Below are 16,003 nucleotides of genomic sequence, written 5' to 3'. Positions count from 1 at the left end.
TCATTGCGCGGGGTTCTTTTCATGCACAGCATGCACTGTGACAGTGAGTGTATTATTTAAACTGAACGGATTTCTTGATGTTGTCGATCTCGGCCTTAGTGGTATCATCCAAATAGGTGAAGATGAAGTTGAATGCATAACCTTCAATAATGGTACTGTAGTAATCTTGCGTAATGGTTGAACCGTTGCCCGCATCCATCGTAATTTGCATCAGATCCATCTCTTTGCCACCGATCGTTTCGGTTGTGAATTCCTTGTATTCATAAGGGAACTGGCTGTCCATCATGAATTTCTTCGTTGCTTTCAGATAATCTTTACCGGTGCGGATTCCTTGCAGCAGGCTTACTTTTTCAGCGATCGCCATAGCGGAAGGACCAACCTGACTTCCGTTCAGTGGATATTGTGAAGCCATCAACAGGTTCAGTGTTTTGGCCTGAGATAGTTCAATTTGTTTTTTCTTCGTTTCATCGTCTCCGGCAATAACTTCGGAGGAAGCGTTAGTCAGCTCGTTCATGCCTTCGGCATCCTGGAACTCCCAAGCTTCGGGGAATTTCAGCGATACACCAAAATAGTCATTGTTGTAAGAGCCTTTTTCTGTGGTTCCCAATTCAACGTCTTTGGAGCTATCTGTTTCCTTGGACTCGGAAGTGGATGCTTCGGAGCTTTCCGTGTTCTCCGTATCTTCTGTCTTCGCCGTGTCTGTGTCAGTGCCGGCAGTAGTTTTCGTTGCAGTTGATTCGTTTGTTTTGGCGTTGTTATCCGCTTTTTCGCCACAAGCTGCAGCAACCAACAGAATCATAATTAACATGGCAAACAATGAAGCTTTTTTTGGAATAGACATATTACCCTCCTGAAAATGTGTGTGTGTGCTTTTTCTCTCTCAAAATCTTAGCACAGATGTTCGTGTTGACCACCTATAGGAATCTATAGGGGTACCTTTATAGATAAGACAGACGGCTGGCAATTGAAACAGCTTCCGCGCTGGATTGTACACCTAATTTGTTAAAAATCACTTTTTTATGATGATTTACGGTGCATTCCTTTATTTTCAATTTCAATGCAATGGCTTTAACCGTCAGTCCGCTAGAGATCATTTTTAAAATGGTTAACTGTCGCTTGGTGAATTCAATCGATGGCTGCTTCGTTACCGACGAGGCAAGGTTAGATTGATACCGATTTTGCATATGGGCCGGGATCAGCTTGGCGATTGCAATCAGTTCACTCTGGATATCTGCATTAATGGTGGAGACGTCCAGGTAGCCAACATGTTGAAGACCGACTGACAGAGGTGCAGCGTAACAATGCCAGTTCTGAAAAAGCGGATTCTCGTGCTGCTCAGGGGGCAGTTGAACAGGCCCGTGTTTGTCCATAGATTCAGATATGGCATTGACGCCACAGCTTCTAGCCGTAAAGATCATGCCCGGGCGGATGGGAGATTGTTTCACCACCTGTTCCAGATCAGGGCTGTAATCCATGGCAAGCAGAACCCCGTGTGCGTCGGTGAGCAGAAAGAGGTACGTGCTTGACAGGTTTTCTTTGATATCCGAGAGACTTTGCTGGAAGGCGTTAATCAGAAAATGATTGGTTTTGCGCATCCTGTCCAGATTGATTTTCGTTAAATACTGGATATGTGCCATACCGGGTGTATATATCTCGTTCTCTAACGAGGGTTCTCGTAAGTTAGATGTTTGTGCTGACATAAGATGTCCTCCTTGTGATCAACCGATGGTTTCGATCACATGACCATCCTGATCGGTAATTTCAGTGCGGGCAACTCGAAAAAGAATGCCAGGCAATGAAGCAATCTCATATGTTTGTTCGACAGAGCGAAGGTTTGCAACTAATTCCAATACGGCTTGTTCATGTACAATCACTGTAATCTGGTTGCCATCCTCAGAAGTTGAGGGTGTTCCTCCTTGGCTATCCATTTTCCCGAAAAACATTTAAAATTAAGTCTACCTTTTTAAAAATCGGTTTCAAGCGGCTTAAGGATGAATTGCTTATCGTAGGACTTGGGGGTTACGATGTCTATTTCAGGGAGGGCATTTACATGAGTATGAAAGAGTTATATCTGGCGGAGTTCAATCAAAGCAGTTGGGACTCATTTGTGAGACTCTTCGAAAAATCATATTTGCATGTGGACCCAATATGGGCTGAATGTGCAGAGCAGCGGGGGATTCCGGCAGATATTAGCAAGGCTATTTTATGTGAAATGGGTGAATATGCGCTGCGATGGATCGATATGAATGTTCCTGCATTGGGCGACGAAAGTCCTGCCAGTTATCTCGAAAACGGGGATACAAATGCCCTAAGAGCAGCAATTATGCAAATGCCTCGATAACGTCCAAAGGTAGTCAGCGAGTGCATTGAGCGGAAAGTTGATTTTGCAAAATAGATATGTTACGTTTACATTACAAGAGAAAAACAACCGAATACGCAATAACATCTTTTGATGGATTGTAACTGTGCAGACAGGCAAAACCTAAACTGATGGTGAAATGAAGGCTCTTTATTTGCGAGCTATTTTACCTTGAGTTTAGGTTTTTCTTGTTTTTTGGCCTGAAATACAGCCGCTGTATTCGGGAAAAACCCAAATAAAATTCGAAAAGAGGTTGTTCGTTATGACCACGGCAAAAAAAGGATTCCCCGAAAACTTCCTGTGGGGAGGCGCTACAGCTGCCAACCAATTAGAAGGTGCATTCGATAAGGACGGCAAAGGTCTCTCTACTGCGGATATGATTGCGCATGTTCCCAAAGAGAAGCGTACAGGCGGACATGCCATGGAAATCTCCTCTACACGAATTGAAGAGATCCTTTCCGGCAAAATTGAAGAACGTTTCCCTAAACGTTTTGGTATTGATTTCTATCATCACTACAAAGAAGATATCGCGTTGTTTGCTGAAATGGGCTTCAAAGTGTTCCGTTTGTCCATTCACTGGGCACGTATTTTCCCTAACGGTTACGATCAAGAGCCGAACGAAGCTGGCTTGAAATTCTATGACGATGTTTTCGACGAATTGTTAAAATACGGCATTGAACCGTTGGTAACCTTGTCTCACTACGAAACACCGCTCGGTCTGACACAGAAATACAATGGTTGGGCAGGTCGTGAAGTGATTGGTCACTATGTGAGATATGCAGAGACAGTTTTCAACCGTTATAAAAATAAAGTGAAATACTGGTTGACGTTTAACGAAATCAACGTGATGCTGTTTAGCCCGTACACAGGCGGCGGTATCCTGATCGATAAAGTGGACAACCAACTGCAAACGACATATCAAGCGCTGCATCACCAATTTGTAGCAAGTGCACTGGTAACCAAGCTTGCACATGAGATTATTCCTGGTTCCCAAGTGGGCTGTATGCTCGCTCGTATGGAAACGTACCCGGCGACTTGTAATCCGGTAGATGTTCGTCTTGCGCAACATGAGAATCAGATTAACCTCTTCTTCACGGATATGCATGCTCGTGGTCAATACCCGAACTACATGGCCCGTTATTTTGAAGAAAACAACATTGTGATTCAGAAAGAAGCAGGCGATGATGAGATCTTGCTCAACAATACCGTTGATTTCATTTCCTTCAGTTACTACATGTCCGTAACCAAATCTGCATCCGCAGATAAAGAAGAAACAACAGGTAACCTGACTGGCGGCGTGAAAAACCCTTATCTGGAAGCTTCCGACTGGGGCTGGGAGATCGATCCGATCGGTCTGCGCGTAACGTTGAATAACTTCTGGGATCGCTACCAGAAACCATTGTTCATCGTAGAAAATGGCCTGGGGGCATATGACCGTGTTGAAGAAGACGGTTCAATTCATGACTCCTATCGTGTGGATTACTTGAAGAAACACATCGAACAAATGAAAGAAGCGATCAAAGACGGTGTGGATCTGATTGGATTTACAGCATGGGGCCCGATTGACCTTGTGAGCATGTCCACATCTGAAATGTCCAAACGTTATGGCTTCATCTACGTGGATTTGGACGACGAAGGTAATGGAACACTCAAACGTTCGAAGAAAGATTCGTTTGACTGGTACAAAAACGTAATTGCCAGCAATGGTGAGCAACTATAATTTGGTCTGATTCCTGTATCTTAAATCCGGATCGCTGTAAGTAATTAGGCTATTCGAGGATTGTTACCGCATAAAGCGGGCAAAACCCAACATAAAGCAGGCCATCGATGATTATCTGATCTGAAGCCCTTTTAGTTGCGCATTGTCCGCTTTTTGATGTGTTCACGGGCATAGGGTCAACTGTTTTAACAAAGAATGAGTACAACGTAACCAGAGAGGAATGAAGATATGACAACACCATTTCCGAAGGATTTTCTATGGGGCGGCGCAGTCGCAGCCAATCAGCTCGAAGGAGCCTACAATACAGATGGCAAAGGCCTGTCTGTTCAGGATGTAATGCCGCATGGGATTACGACGCCAAGAACGGAAGGACCGACAGAGGATAACCTGAAATTGATCGGTATCGATTTCTACAACCGTTACAAAGAGGATGTTAAGTTGTTTGCTGAAATGGGCTTCAAAGTATTCCGTACCTCCATTGCCTGGTCCCGTATTTTCCCTAAAGGTGATGAATTGGAGCCAAATGAAAAAGGTCTGCAGTTCTATGATGACCTGTTTGACGAATGCCACAAATATGGGATTGAACCCCTGGTAACGATCTCACATTATGAGACACCGCTGCATTTGTCCAAAACGTATGACGGCTGGGTTAACCGTAAAATGATTGATTTCTACGAGCGTTATGTAACCGTACTGTTTAACCGTTTCAAAGGCAAAGTAAAATACTGGCTGACGTTTAATGAAATTAACTCCATTCTGGAAGAACCGTTCATGAGTGGCGGCATCTTTACACCAAAAGCGGAACTGTCCAAACAGGATCTGTACCAAGCAATCCACCATGAGCTGGTGGCAAGTGCGCTGGCAGTAAAACTGGGTCATGAGATTATGCCTGAAGCGAAAATTGGCTGTATGGTACTCAGTATGCCAACCTATCCATTGACACCAAATCCGGATGATGTGGTAGCTGCAATGCATGCAGAACAGCGGAATGACATCTTTGCCGATATTCATGCACGTGGCTATTATCCGAAATACATCAATCGTTACTTCAAAGCGAATAATATCAACATCAAGTTTGAAGATGGCGATGCTGAAATTCTGAAACATACAGTGGACTTCATCTCATTCAGTTACTATGTAAGTATTTGTGAGACAGGTGACCCACAGAAACGTGTTGAAGGCAAAGGAAATCTATTTGCAGGTGTACAGAACCCTTACCTCAAAGCAAGTGAATGGGGCTGGCAGATTGATCCGCAAGGCCTGCGCGTAACGCTGAATAAATACTGGGATCGTTATCAAAAACCATTGTTTATTGTCGAAAATGGTTTGGGTGCAGTCGATGAGCTGATCACAGACGAAAATGGCAATAAAACAGTGAATGATGATTACCGGATTCAATACCTGAATGATCACTTGGTGCAAGTGGGTGAAGCGATTGAAGATGGAGTTGAAGTCATGGGCTACACTTCATGGGGCTGCATCGATCTGGTGAGTGCATCTACAGCAGAAATGAAGAAGCGCTATGGCTTCATATATGTGGATCGTAACAATGACGGATCTGGTACATTGGATCGTTACAAGAAAAAATCATTCCATTGGTACAAAGAAGTTATTGGTACAAACGGCGCAAGTTTAAAATCAGACAACCATTAATTTCTGGTTCCAAAGACATATGTGGGCAGCATCTTCTTGTGTCATATTCAAGCACATTAACCGCTTTCACAAAAACATTGTCAGATGGATAATTATATGGTAAGATGGGCCTAAGGCTAATGAATACTGGATTGTTACTGTTCAATCAGGCAAAACCAGAAGCGGGGCATGTGTTTCATGACCAGCTTTGGTTTTGCCTTTTACTACTTTGACGGTGCAAGGTGATGTGAAGAAATGAAAATCGAGAAGGTGCTGAACAACAACGTAGTTACTGTGATTGATCCAGGAGGAAACGAACTGGTCGTCATGGGGCGGGGCATAGCCTTCAAAAAGCATACTGGTGAAACGATAGACGACAGTCTGGTCGAAAAAATATTCTCATTGGAAAGCAAGGAAGTATCACAGAAACTGAAAACGCTTCTGTCTGATATTCCAGTTGAATATGTTGAATGCTCGGATGAGATTATCCGTTACGCCGAGACCGTGTTGGGTGAGAAGCTTCATGAGAGCATCTACATTTCACTTACGGATCATATTCATTTTGCCATTGACCGGCATCGTCAAGGCTTGCTGATTCGTAACGCATTGTTCTGGGAGATCAAACGCATGTACCGCAAGGAATATGCCATTGGGCTCAAGGCGCTTCAGATCATTGAAGAGACATTGGGTGTCCTGCTTCCTGAAGACGAATGCGCATTCATCGCAATGCATTTGGTCAATGCCCAGATGAACGGTGAGATGAGAGAAACCATCAGCATTACGAATATCGTAAAAGATATACTCAACATTGTACGACGCAGCTTTGTCATTGAGCTGGATGAGGATTCGCTGAGTTATTATCGATTCCTGACACATTTGAAGTTCTTTGCTCAGCGCGTACTACAAGGTACAGCGATTGAAGATAAGGAAGCGGATAATCCGCTTCATGATCTGGTAAGCAAACAATATCCTGAGGCACATGCATGTGCTTGTAAGATTAATGACTATACTCGCAAGATCTATAGTCGGGTCTTATCCAAGGAAGAAATTCTATATCTGACCATTCATATTGAACGAGTTGTCAGAACTGAACAAACAATTGAATAATTGGGATTGTTACTGCAAAAAAGGCAAAACCTAAACGTTGAATAATGATAAGCTGAAACTGCTTTGTCATTATTCAGTGTTTAGGTTTTTTTTTAACCTTCATTACACATAAAAGGAGCAAAACACAATGGATAAACAACAATTGTCCAAGGATATTCTGAAGCTTGTTGGTGGCGAAGAGAACATCGATCAAGTCACACACTGTATGACAAGACTCCGGTTTAACCTGAATGACAACAAAAAAGCGGACAAAGCGACGCTGAAAAATACACCTGGCGTTATGGGCGTTATGGAGAATGGCGGACAGTTTCAGGTCATTATCGGGAACGATGTGCCTGTTGTGTATAATGCACTGGTAGGTAACATGTCCAAGTCCCCGAATGCAGACGCCGGATCAACCGGTGCTTCGACTGGGGAGAAGAAAAAGAGAAATCCAGTAAGTGCATTGTTCGACTTTATTTCGGGAATATTCACGCCGATTCTGCCAGCGATTACGGGTGCTGGTATGATCAAAGGGATCGTGGCAATCCTGGTAGCTGTAGGTTGGTTGTCTGAAACCAGTTCAACTTATATCATTTTGTCTGCTATCGGTGATGGCGCATTCTACTTCCTGCCGATCATTCTGGCGATCAGTGCCGCACGTAAGCTCGGTAGCAATATGTATATTGCAGCAGCGCTGGCAGCGGGGATTATGCATCCGACGATTACAGCCTTGCTTGCCAATGGTGACACCACATTTGTAGGCATTAAGGTTATAGCCGCAACCTATTCTTCTACGGTTATTCCGATTATTCTCGCAATCTGGATTGCTTCCTATGTAGAGAGAGCGGTTGATCGTGTTACACATGCTTCGCTTAAGCTTCTGATTGTTCCAACGGTTACCCTGTTAATTATGGTTCCTCTGACCTTGATGACAGTTGGACCATTGGGTACAGTGCTTGGTAATGGTTTGTCAGGTGGTATTTCCTGGTTGTTCGACAATATGTCAATATTCGCAAGTATCCTGATTGGTGGTACGATGTCACTTCTGATCATTACGGGTATGCACTATGCACTGTTGCCGATCATTGTTGGTTCGATGACATCACTTGGTTACGATTTTATTATTCCACTGATGTTTGCAGCTAACCTGGCACAAGGTGGTGCAGCATTCGGTGTTGGTCTTAGATCGAAAAATGGTAAAACTAAATCGCTTGCTTATTCCACAGGTCTTACGGCTATTATGGGGATTACGGAACCAGCAATGTACGGGATCAATATGAAGTTCAAAAAACCATTTATTGCAGCCCTGATTGGTGGAGCGGTTGCAGGTGGATTCATGGGGATCGTCAATGTTAAAGCTTATGTACTAACAGGTCTAGTGGGTCTGCCAAGTATTGCAGCATTTATCAGTCCGGCAATTAGCACGCTGCTTTACGCCCTGGCTGGTGGTTTGATTGCCATCGTAGCGGCAGCAATACTGACATATATCCTTGGTTTCCAAGAAGACGATGCTCCACAATCGGCTGAAGCTGCATCAGCTGCTGAGCCTACAACACCAGCAGCAACGACTTCTGCTTCCGCAGTAACTGCTGTTGAAGAACCTAAAGCACTGGATCAAGATGTATTTAGCCCAATTACTGGTGAAGTTAAATCATTGAGTGAAGTTCCGGACCCTGCATTCTCGGAAGAGATTATGGGTAAAGGTTTTGCCATCCAGCCGTCGGAAGGCCGTGTGGTTTCTCCAATTAACGGTACAGTATTCTCGTTGTCGAAGAGTGGACATGCCATTGGTCTCGTTAGTGATGACGGTGCTGAAATGCTGATTCACATCGGGATTGATACCGTGAAACTGAAAGGTCAATTCTTCTCTCCTAAAGTTCAAGCCGGAGCGAAGGTTGCCGTTGGTGATGTGCTGATGGAATTCGACCGGGAAGAAATCGAAAAAGCCGGTTACACAACGATTACGCCGGTCATCATTACGAACATGCATCAATATAATTCAATTGAGTCTGCCGGACGTACAACGATTAAGGAAAAAGAATTGTTATTTACGGCAAAAGCTTAACGAACATTAAAAAGCAGCAGTCTTACCGGATGGATTCCGGCAAGGCTGCTGCTTTTTAGTATATAGGCGATATTCTTCATGGCTGATATCTACTGGAGGCTAAACCGAGCGAGAAGGCAGCAGCTCCTGAACCAATTGCACAAAGTGCTGCGCGGGCTTGGAAAGATGCCGATTGCGATGCCACACTAGCGCAGAATCTACGGCGGATTGCGCATCTAGAATACGATAGACATGAAACAGATGCTCATGATATAGCTGCAAAACCGTATGGGGCACGATGGAGCTTGCAAAGCCAAGTCGTACAAGCTCCAGCAACATGTTAATATCCGAGCATTCTCCAGCAATGGAAGGATTCACGTGATGCTCACGGAATTTCTGCAAGATTAGCTCGAACATCCCGAGTCCTTCGGTACTGGGAAGCAAGAGAGGGATGCCTGCCAGCTTTTGAAAATAAATCCCGCTCTCATCCGCTGATCCCAGCGGTGTAGAGGAAATATAAAAGAGAGCTTCCTGTGGTAGATGCAGCACTTCATATTGCTCGGTTTTGACAGGCATTCGCACACAGGCAAGCTCGATTTTGCCTTCACCCAAGAGCTGGCAGAGCTGTGCAGACTCATTTTGCTGAATTTTATAGGTCACCTGGGGATGTGTTGTCCGAAACTGCTGGAGTGCCTGCGGGATCAAACGATCTGAAATGGTATTAATGCCAAGCGACAGTTTGCCCCGAATGCCATACCTGAAGCTCTGCATCTCCATGACGGCTTCTTCCATGTATTTGGTCATCGTAACCGCATAATCATAGAAGCTTCGACCTGCCTGTGTCAGCTCCATGCTACGTCCTTTGCGTTCAAACAAAGCCACGCCGAGTTCGTCTTCCATCAGCTTGAGTTGCTGGCTTAAAGGAGGCTGAGCCATGTGTAATCTGCGCGCTGCCGCCGTGATCTGTCTCTCCTCGGCAATCGCGATGAAATAGCGACATTGTTTGATATCCACGTGTGTTCTCCTTATTTGAAGCGATATGATTTTCATATGGGAAACCAACAAAACATGTATTTTTAATATACTATTATCCTATGTTAACATACATAAGGTTTAAACACTTCAAATCACACATGTAGATTATGATGTATTGAATATATGCCGTGAGGATGACGACGAATTGGAGGGTGAAGGTGCGATGCTGAAAACAATACATGCAGCTGCTGAAGCTGGACAAACGGATGATGTGCTGCGGTTTATCGCACAAGGAACCAGAGTGAATGACCGGGATGTACGAGGACGGACACCTCTGATGGCTGCGGTTCATGGCAACAAGCCGGAGACGGCAAGCACACTTATTGAAGCGGGAGCCGATGTGAACATCCAGGATCAACGACTGGACAACATGCTGCTGTATGCCAGTGCGGAAGGTTTGCGTAAAATGGTCGAACTGGCGATAAAAGCAGGTGCCGATACCCGGCTTACGAATAGGTTTGGAGGCACAGCTCTGATTCCTGCTTCAGATCGAGGTCATGTCGATATTGTGGAAATCCTTCTGAAATGCACGGATGTGGATGTGAACCATATCAACAATCTGGGCTGGACAGCTTTGCTGGAAGCGGTCATTCTGGGGGATGGCGGCACTCGTCATCAGCAGATCGTAGCATTGCTTTTGCAACATGGTGCGGATCGCCTCATTACAGACCGGGACGGCGTTACTGCACTTGCGCATGCCCGGAGGCATCATTATAAGGAAATGGAGCGAATGTTAACTCAATCATGAACAGACATCAAGAGCAATCTTTGCAAAATCATATAAAGGGTGCGTCATCGCTTGCATTGGCAGGCATTCAGTGGTTCTTCTTTCTGTTTACCAACACTGTTGTGGTGCCGTTATCCATCGGACATAATTTTCAGCTTTCACCGGAGGCTATTGCTGCGTCGATGCAGCATGCCTTTTTGCTTACTGGGGCTGTGTGTATATTACAGGCTTTCTTTGGACACCGTTATGCCGTGATGGATGGTCCCTCGGGATTATGGTGGGGGCTGACACTGAGCTTAACGGCCTCGGCTTCATCGGCAGGTATGAGTTTGGAACGCATCGGGGGAGGATTGGCTGCGGGTTTTCTGTTAGCGGGTCTGACAATGATGATCCTTGGCGGACTTGGAGCGGCGCATGTACTTCAGAAGCTGTTCACACCAATGGTCAAGAGTGCGATGTTATTCCTGATGACGATTCAGTTGACCATGAATTTCTTCAAAGGCATGATTGGATATACCGAGTTCGGCAATTTTAACCTGCCTGTAGCGGCGTTGTCCGTTGCCATTGCATTTCTTGTAGCTTTGATCCAGCTTAAAGGAAAAGGCAAGCTTGGTAACTACTCCATCCTGATTGGCATTGTGACGGGATGGATTGCCTATAGTTTTGTATTCCCTGGACAGCATGCAGGAGCATCAGGTCATCAGGATTTAAACCTGTTTTCCTGGTTTCCGTGGGGGACGCCGAAGTGGGAGCCAGGTATTGTCATCACAGCTTTTTTTGTTGGGCTGGTAAATATGACAAATTCCATCACCACGTTAAGCTCCGTCGAAAAAATATATGGAGTACACACGTCCAGCCAACAATATAAACGATCGTACATGCTCACGGGATTGTTCACCATGTTATCTGCATGTGTAGGTGTGCTGCCGTTCGGATTATTTGCCTCTTCGATTGGTTTTCTGGAGAGCACCCGTATTCTGAAACGGGCTGCGTTTGTTGTTGGAGCAGGCATGTTATGTATATTGGGGCTGACGCCTTCTGTGACAGCCTTTTTCGCACAAATCCCTCCCAGTGTAGGGAGTGCTGTGCTATTTGTAGCCTATCTGCAAATGTTTGGTACAGCCCTAAGAACACTTGAAGGCACCACTTTTAATTCCAAAACAATATATCGTGTGGCACTGCCAGTTCTTACAGGTGTTGCTGTAATGAATATCCCTGCTGAAGCATTTCAGGCTCTGCCCATGTATCTCATTCCGATCATTAGCAATGGGCTTGTCATTGGGGTTGTGGTGTCACTTTTGCTCGAGACCACAGTGGATTGGTCCAAGATGGACAATACTACGACTGCGACCAAGGCGGCCTGAATATCTAAAATATTGAAACAGTCCGGTTTACCGGGCTGTTTTTTTGTTAGGTTGGTGCTTCCCGGGTTACTTCACCATAATTTTGCCTTGCCCCGCAAGCATCCTCATTTCTCTGGATAAACGCTCATGATTGCCTTGCTGGATCTCCAGCTGTACGCCGTAGTGCCATCGGTTATTCTCTTCTTTGCCCCAGCGTAGCGTTCCTTCCAAATACAAGGGGTCTTCAAAAAGCAGCAAGTTCATGCCGATTCGGATGTTATTGGACTCCACATGCAGATTTAACGGGAAAGAAAGCTGACAGCCGGATCGGCTGATATCGCATAATTCCGCTTGAATGGGTTTAAGTGGTGCAGAGGCGCCGTTAATGCTGAGTATAAAAATTTCGAACGTTATCGGTTCTTTTAAAGTATAGCGAAAAGGTTCTCTTCTAAGGTTGATAGCCATGGTTTCCTCCACAAAATCAAAAAAAGTCAGTTATCATTATATCGTCATTTTTGCTAAAAAAATGAAGAGATTAAGCTTGTTTGCTAATACCTTCAATTTTCTACAGGTGCAGAAGGATCACGGATAGCCCTGAGGTTCCTTTAACCCTAGTGTACGGCTTGATATAATGGTTGGATATGGTTCGGATTTCTCACCTGGATCAGTTGGGAAAGGAACGGGTGTTTATTTTGAATAAGGAAGTGAGATATAGAATGAACGGGAAATTTCAGGTATTCACGGATACGGCAGCATTGTGCCTGTATGATCTGGCGGCGCTAAAACATCGTGTTGAAGATACACCGGACTGGTGGTCTATTGCAGAGGATGAACTGAACGAGGTAAATGCAGGCAACTGTTTGTTTCTGAATCTGGGTGAAGATGGACAGTATGAGGTGACATGGAGTCTGGATGATGCGGGGAAGGAACTGGAGAATGCACAGGTATACCATCTACGTGTCCCTTCCGGTAACGTGTATCTGGGAGCTGCCGATGATGTAAGTGGGGGCGAGCTAGAACCCGATGAGTCTTGCGGCGGTGTGTTTCTCCAGATGCAGCCCGGAAATTATGCGTGCGCGATATCGAGGGACAACAACCAAATATGGATTACCATCAAACCCAGTCTGCAAAACGAAAATAGTTTGAATGACTTGATCCGTATCTGACGTTATAGGTACGACGCGATGGAAGGAGGACTACAGACATGCACAATCCCCAGCTGGAACGTATACAGGAAAAGTTGAACAAACTCCAGACTCTGGACCCGGAGCGGAATCTGTTTGGGGCAGAGAATCATCAATATGAGATGGCTCCGGTATGGACATTGGACGAAATTAAAGCTTTTGAACAGAAATGGAAGATAGAGCTACCCGAAGAGTATCAAGCTTTTTTGCTTGTGATTGGAAGTGGTGGTGCAGGTCCTTATTATGGGCTGGAAAAGCCGGAGAACGGCATATATTTGGTGATGGATTATGATGATGAGTTGAATGCAATTTCTGAGCCGTTTCCACATGTGGAATCCTGGAATTGGGATGTTGACTGGTACGACGACAGCAAAGAAGAGGACGAGTGGGCAGCGCTTGAACATGAGTATTATGATCCGAAATGGTCGGCAGGGATGCTGCGAATCAGCGATTTTGGCTGCGGCGTGTCGCTTAATCTGATTGTGAAGGGATTGTCCTACGGAGAGATCTGGACCGATGATCGTGCGAACAGTAATGGAATTTATCCGGATCATTATATGGGCAACACGGAGCGGCTGGGTTTTCTCGACTGGTATGAATTGTGGCTGGACCGCTCGATCAATGAATTGAATGAGCAAGAGTAGTAGCCTTTAGCTAACTTTTAGATTAAAGGAGGTACCATGTGGGCTGGGAATATGGCATCAGAACAACAAATCCTGTCATTTTACCTCGGATCGTGAAGCGACTGGCGGATTCCTTAACTTTCTCTGACTTGTATAAGCTGGAGCATTATGAAGATGGGTTTGCGTTAATTCAGGAGGGTTCATCCTGGCCTGAAGCTCTACAAGTCTCGATTGAAGTGGCATCGGAAATGAATAAGATTGTAGAGGGAGAGTTATACATATATTGTCTGTTTCATGTAGGAGGTGAATTCGCGGCAAACTGGCTGAAACAGATGGAAGAGGCTACGAATCAGGATGACAATGAGCTGGAATGGTTTGAACTTTAAATAATGATGCTGAAATCAATACAAGAGCTTCCTCCTCAGAATTAGGCGGGGCTTTTTTGTGATGGAAAATAAATAAAAAACGGTTTGGCTTGTTCATCCGTCTTAAACCACAGAAAGAGAGAGAAGGAGGGGATTGCGGGGTGGAAACCAAAGCCGAGATGAAGAAGATGCTGTTTGTGCAGAGCGAAGACGAGACGGCATTTGTCCAATCCATCATGGAGCATCAGGACACGCTGATCTCCATAGCCTACAGTTACCTGCGTAATCGTCACGATGCGCTCGAAGCGGTGCAGGAGATGACATGCCGGGCCTGGATCAAGCGTCGCTCTCTGAAAAATGAGAAGGCATTCAAATCATGGATTATTCGTATTTTGATCTACGTGTGCATTGATGAACAAAGACGTCGCAAACGGGCCACACCACTGCCTAGCGAAGGGTTGGAAGAGGCGATATCCGAGTCTGGCAGTGCAGAATGCAGCGACAACAGACTTGCGATGTGGTCCATGCTTGAGAAAATCAAACCCAAATACCGCCATGTTTTACTGCTGAAATACTATAATGACATGACGTCGATTGAGATTGCCTCCATTCTCGGCAAACCGGAGGGCACCATCAAGACCTGGCAGCATAAAGGGTTGGAACTGTTACGGAAACAGATGAAGAACAGGGGGGATTGGCATGACAACTAGTCCGGAGGAACAGGCACTTTTCGCAGATGCTTCCGAGGTTAAGCTGGAGAGACAGCAATTGAATCCGGCGGACACGGCCTTTGCCATTCAGCGAGGTCTGGCAAAGGCAAGAACTCGGCGAATGAAAGGTCATGTGCAATTAAAGTGGATTACGGCGGTGCTCGTAACAGCTCTGGCAGCAGGTTGGCTGCTAATGGGTACACTTGGTCCTACACCACAACAGGCAATGTACAGCCCGCCCGCACAGAATTGGGGAGTTCTTGAACCTTTTCGGGAGTTGGCAGGAAAAGATGTAGACGGCAACACAATTATATCGGCAATTAACAATGGTTATGTGCAGCTCGTGAATCGTTCTGTGAAATCAGGAATATATCAGTTAACCATCAATGCAGTGATGGCGGATGCAAACAAAATGATCGTATTGTACACAGCCCAGACGGATGCTTCCCAGGAGATATATTCGGTTCCCAAAACGAGTATGGTCAATGGCATGACGAACCAATCGCTTGGCAATGGCGGTATAAGCAGCCTGTATAGCTCCAATGGAAAGTATACACTTTATGGACGTAGCACCGTTGAAATGGATGAGAATACACCGCTTCCTGGACAAGTGAAGTTCAATTTTCGCATTTCATCTGTAGTTCCTGTTCTGCTGACTGACGCGAATAAGGTTAAAAAAGATACCAAATACCAATTTTCGAAACCGATGGAAGTGAGCTTCGATCTGGACCCTAAATTTTCGGTGCCTAAGACCGAGAAGATCAAACTTAATCAGTTATTTACGATTGGGGGTCATGAGGTATTGTTATCTGAAGCAGAGGTATCGCCACTTGTGACACGGGTAAGATTTATCTATGAACCTAATCAAAATATTGATTATAAAACCAAACTCTCCGTCAGTGATGTGGTTAATCCTACCGAGATTGTATCCACCACCAAGAACGGGCAGAAAACCAAGTTGTCCAGTGTGTCAGGTAATGGGACGGATGACGGGATGATCTATTCCTTCAGTAGTAATCTGCTGGATGACCCACAATCTCTGGTATTACAACTTCGCGGTGAACCGGGCAAAGTTTACGATGATTTGCAGGAAGCGGAGAAACATAAGCTGGAACTGAAAATCAAATAGGATTCAGAGGAAGGACGATATAAAGTCATGGTTTTTGCAGATG

At 45.1% G+C, this 16,003-nt stretch carries 17 protein-coding genes; 12 read left to right on the top strand and 5 right to left on the bottom strand.

Translation table 11 applies throughout. The features are described from left to right. Nucleotides 1-52: 52 nt before the first annotated feature. The 3 genes from RS891_RS23890 to RS891_RS23880 all read right to left on the bottom strand — a co-directional run bounded on the left by RS891_RS23890 (nucleotide 53) and on the right by RS891_RS23880 (nucleotide 1,943). Nucleotides 53-841, bottom strand: a complete 789-nt coding sequence (locus tag RS891_RS23890; protein ID WP_315793382.1) for a hypothetical protein — start codon at nucleotides 839-841, stop codon at nucleotides 53-55. A 97-nt stretch (nucleotides 842-938) separates the two neighbouring features. Beyond that, a complete protein-coding gene (locus RS891_RS23885) occupies nucleotides 939-1,700 on the bottom strand; it encodes a LuxR C-terminal-related transcriptional regulator (protein WP_315793381.1) in 762 nt (253 codons plus the stop codon). Between the two features lie 18 nt (nucleotides 1,701-1,718). Next, nucleotides 1,719-1,943 (bottom strand): hypothetical protein, encoded by a 225-nt coding sequence (locus RS891_RS23880; protein ID WP_113053618.1) that lies wholly within the window; start codon nucleotides 1,941-1,943, stop codon nucleotides 1,719-1,721. 107 nt (nucleotides 1,944-2,050) lie between these two features. Between RS891_RS23880 and RS891_RS23875 the strand changes: the two genes are divergently transcribed. From RS891_RS23875 to RS891_RS23855, 5 genes are all read left to right on the top strand, one after another. Then, the gene (locus tag RS891_RS23875; RefSeq protein ID WP_315793380.1) at nucleotides 2,051-2,341 is read left to right on the top strand and encodes a hypothetical protein; all 291 of its coding nucleotides are present in this window, start codon (nucleotides 2,051-2,053) and stop codon (nucleotides 2,339-2,341) included. Nucleotides 2,342-2,621: 280 nt separating this feature from the next. Next, complete coding sequence (locus tag RS891_RS23870; protein WP_062325655.1) at nucleotides 2,622-4,079, top strand: glycoside hydrolase family 1 protein; 1,458 nt, start codon at nucleotides 2,622-2,624, stop codon at nucleotides 4,077-4,079. Between the two features lie 228 nt (nucleotides 4,080-4,307). Further along, nucleotides 4,308-5,732, top strand: coding sequence for a glycoside hydrolase family 1 protein (locus tag RS891_RS23865; RefSeq protein WP_113053621.1), 1,425 nt, complete (start codon nucleotides 4,308-4,310; stop codon nucleotides 5,730-5,732). Between the two features lie 234 nt (nucleotides 5,733-5,966). Beyond that, the gene (licT, locus tag RS891_RS23860; protein ID WP_113053622.1) at nucleotides 5,967-6,818 is read left to right on the top strand and encodes a BglG family transcription antiterminator LicT; all 852 of its coding nucleotides are present in this window, start codon (nucleotides 5,967-5,969) and stop codon (nucleotides 6,816-6,818) included. 127 nt (nucleotides 6,819-6,945) lie between these two features. Continuing rightward, nucleotides 6,946-8,865 carry a beta-glucoside-specific PTS transporter subunit IIABC gene (locus RS891_RS23855; protein ID WP_315793379.1) on the top strand — a complete coding sequence of 640 codons (1,920 nt, stop codon included), beginning with the start codon at nucleotides 6,946-6,948 and terminating at the stop codon, nucleotides 8,863-8,865. Between the two features lie 99 nt (nucleotides 8,866-8,964). Here the strand turns inward: RS891_RS23855 and RS891_RS23850 are convergent, their stop codons facing one another. After that, on the bottom strand, nucleotides 8,965-9,858 hold the full coding sequence (locus RS891_RS23850; protein WP_315793378.1) for a LysR family transcriptional regulator: 894 nt from the start codon (nucleotides 9,856-9,858) through the stop codon (nucleotides 8,965-8,967). Nucleotides 9,859-10,042: 184 nt separating this feature from the next. Between RS891_RS23850 and RS891_RS23845 the strand changes: the two genes are divergently transcribed. Together RS891_RS23845 and RS891_RS23840 are read left to right on the top strand one after the other, a co-directional pair. Further along, entirely contained in the window at nucleotides 10,043-10,627 is a 585-nt protein-coding gene (locus RS891_RS23845; RefSeq protein ID WP_315793377.1) for an ankyrin repeat domain-containing protein, read from the top strand. Further along, nucleotides 10,624-11,970, top strand: a complete 1,347-nt coding sequence (locus RS891_RS23840; protein ID WP_113053625.1) for a uracil/xanthine transporter — start codon at nucleotides 10,624-10,626, stop codon at nucleotides 11,968-11,970. Before RS891_RS23845 ends, RS891_RS23840 begins: the two co-directional genes overlap by 4 nt. A 66-nt stretch (nucleotides 11,971-12,036) precedes the next feature. On the opposite strand, the gene RS891_RS23835 is transcribed toward RS891_RS23840, so the two are convergent. Then, on the bottom strand, nucleotides 12,037-12,414 hold the full coding sequence (locus tag RS891_RS23835; RefSeq protein ID WP_113053626.1) for a PilZ domain-containing protein: 378 nt from the start codon (nucleotides 12,412-12,414) through the stop codon (nucleotides 12,037-12,039). Between the two features lie 251 nt (nucleotides 12,415-12,665). On the opposite strand from RS891_RS23835, the gene RS891_RS23830 reads away from it, so the two are divergent. From RS891_RS23830 to RS891_RS23810, 5 genes are all read left to right on the top strand, one after another. Next, entirely contained in the window at nucleotides 12,666-13,115 is a 450-nt protein-coding gene (locus tag RS891_RS23830) for a DUF6386 family protein (RefSeq protein WP_315793376.1), read from the top strand. Nucleotides 13,116-13,153: 38 nt separating this feature from the next. After that, nucleotides 13,154-13,777, top strand: coding sequence for an SMI1/KNR4 family protein (locus tag RS891_RS23825; protein WP_113053628.1), 624 nt, complete (start codon nucleotides 13,154-13,156; stop codon nucleotides 13,775-13,777). A 38-nt stretch (nucleotides 13,778-13,815) separates the two neighbouring features. Continuing rightward, nucleotides 13,816-14,142, top strand: coding sequence for a hypothetical protein (locus RS891_RS23820; protein WP_113053629.1), 327 nt, complete (start codon nucleotides 13,816-13,818; stop codon nucleotides 14,140-14,142). A gap of 140 nt (nucleotides 14,143-14,282) precedes the next feature. Further along, nucleotides 14,283-14,831, top strand: a complete 549-nt coding sequence (locus RS891_RS23815) for an RNA polymerase sigma factor (protein WP_254790176.1) — start codon at nucleotides 14,283-14,285, stop codon at nucleotides 14,829-14,831. After that, entirely contained in the window at nucleotides 14,821-15,960 is a 1,140-nt protein-coding gene (locus RS891_RS23810; protein ID WP_113053630.1) for a DUF4179 domain-containing protein, read from the top strand. Before RS891_RS23815 ends, RS891_RS23810 begins: the two co-directional genes overlap by 11 nt. Nucleotides 15,961-16,003: the final 43 nt, after the last annotated feature.

This window comes from Paenibacillus sp. BIC5C1 (genome assembly GCF_032399705.1).
Classification (GTDB): Bacteria; Bacillota; Bacilli; order Paenibacillales; family Paenibacillaceae; genus Paenibacillus; species Paenibacillus taichungensis_A.
The sequence above is the reverse complement of the archived record's forward strand: the minus strand, read 5'-3'. Positions and strand labels throughout refer to the sequence as shown.

Coding starts and splice junctions, on each gene's coding strand:
- RS891_RS23885 (WP_315793381.1), bottom strand. CDS start 1,700: ATGTCAGCACAAACATCTAACTTACGAGAACCCTCGTTAGAGAACGAG.
- RS891_RS23855 (WP_315793379.1), top strand. CDS start 6,946: ATGGATAAACAACAATTGTCCAAGGATATTCTGAAGCTTGTTGGTGGC.
- RS891_RS23870 (WP_062325655.1), top strand. CDS start 2,622: ATGACCACGGCAAAAAAAGGATTCCCCGAAAACTTCCTGTGGGGAGGC.
- RS891_RS23880 (WP_113053618.1), bottom strand. CDS start 1,943: ATGTTTTTCGGGAAAATGGATAGCCAAGGAGGAACACCCTCAACTTCT.
- RS891_RS23835 (WP_113053626.1), bottom strand. CDS start 12,414: ATGGCTATCAACCTTAGAAGAGAACCTTTTCGCTATACTTTAAAAGAA.
- RS891_RS23865 (WP_113053621.1), top strand. CDS start 4,308: ATGACAACACCATTTCCGAAGGATTTTCTATGGGGCGGCGCAGTCGCA.
- RS891_RS23890 (WP_315793382.1), bottom strand. CDS start 841: ATGTCTATTCCAAAAAAAGCTTCATTGTTTGCCATGTTAATTATGATT.
- RS891_RS23840 (WP_113053625.1), top strand. CDS start 10,624: ATGAACAGACATCAAGAGCAATCTTTGCAAAATCATATAAAGGGTGCG.
- RS891_RS23845 (WP_315793377.1), top strand. CDS start 10,043: ATGCTGAAAACAATACATGCAGCTGCTGAAGCTGGACAAACGGATGAT.
- RS891_RS23830 (WP_315793376.1), top strand. CDS start 12,666: ATGAACGGGAAATTTCAGGTATTCACGGATACGGCAGCATTGTGCCTG.
- RS891_RS23825 (WP_113053628.1), top strand. CDS start 13,154: ATGCACAATCCCCAGCTGGAACGTATACAGGAAAAGTTGAACAAACTC.
- RS891_RS23875 (WP_315793380.1), top strand. CDS start 2,051: ATGAGTATGAAAGAGTTATATCTGGCGGAGTTCAATCAAAGCAGTTGG.
- RS891_RS23810 (WP_113053630.1), top strand. CDS start 14,821: ATGACAACTAGTCCGGAGGAACAGGCACTTTTCGCAGATGCTTCCGAG.
- licT (WP_113053622.1), top strand. CDS start 5,967: ATGAAAATCGAGAAGGTGCTGAACAACAACGTAGTTACTGTGATTGAT.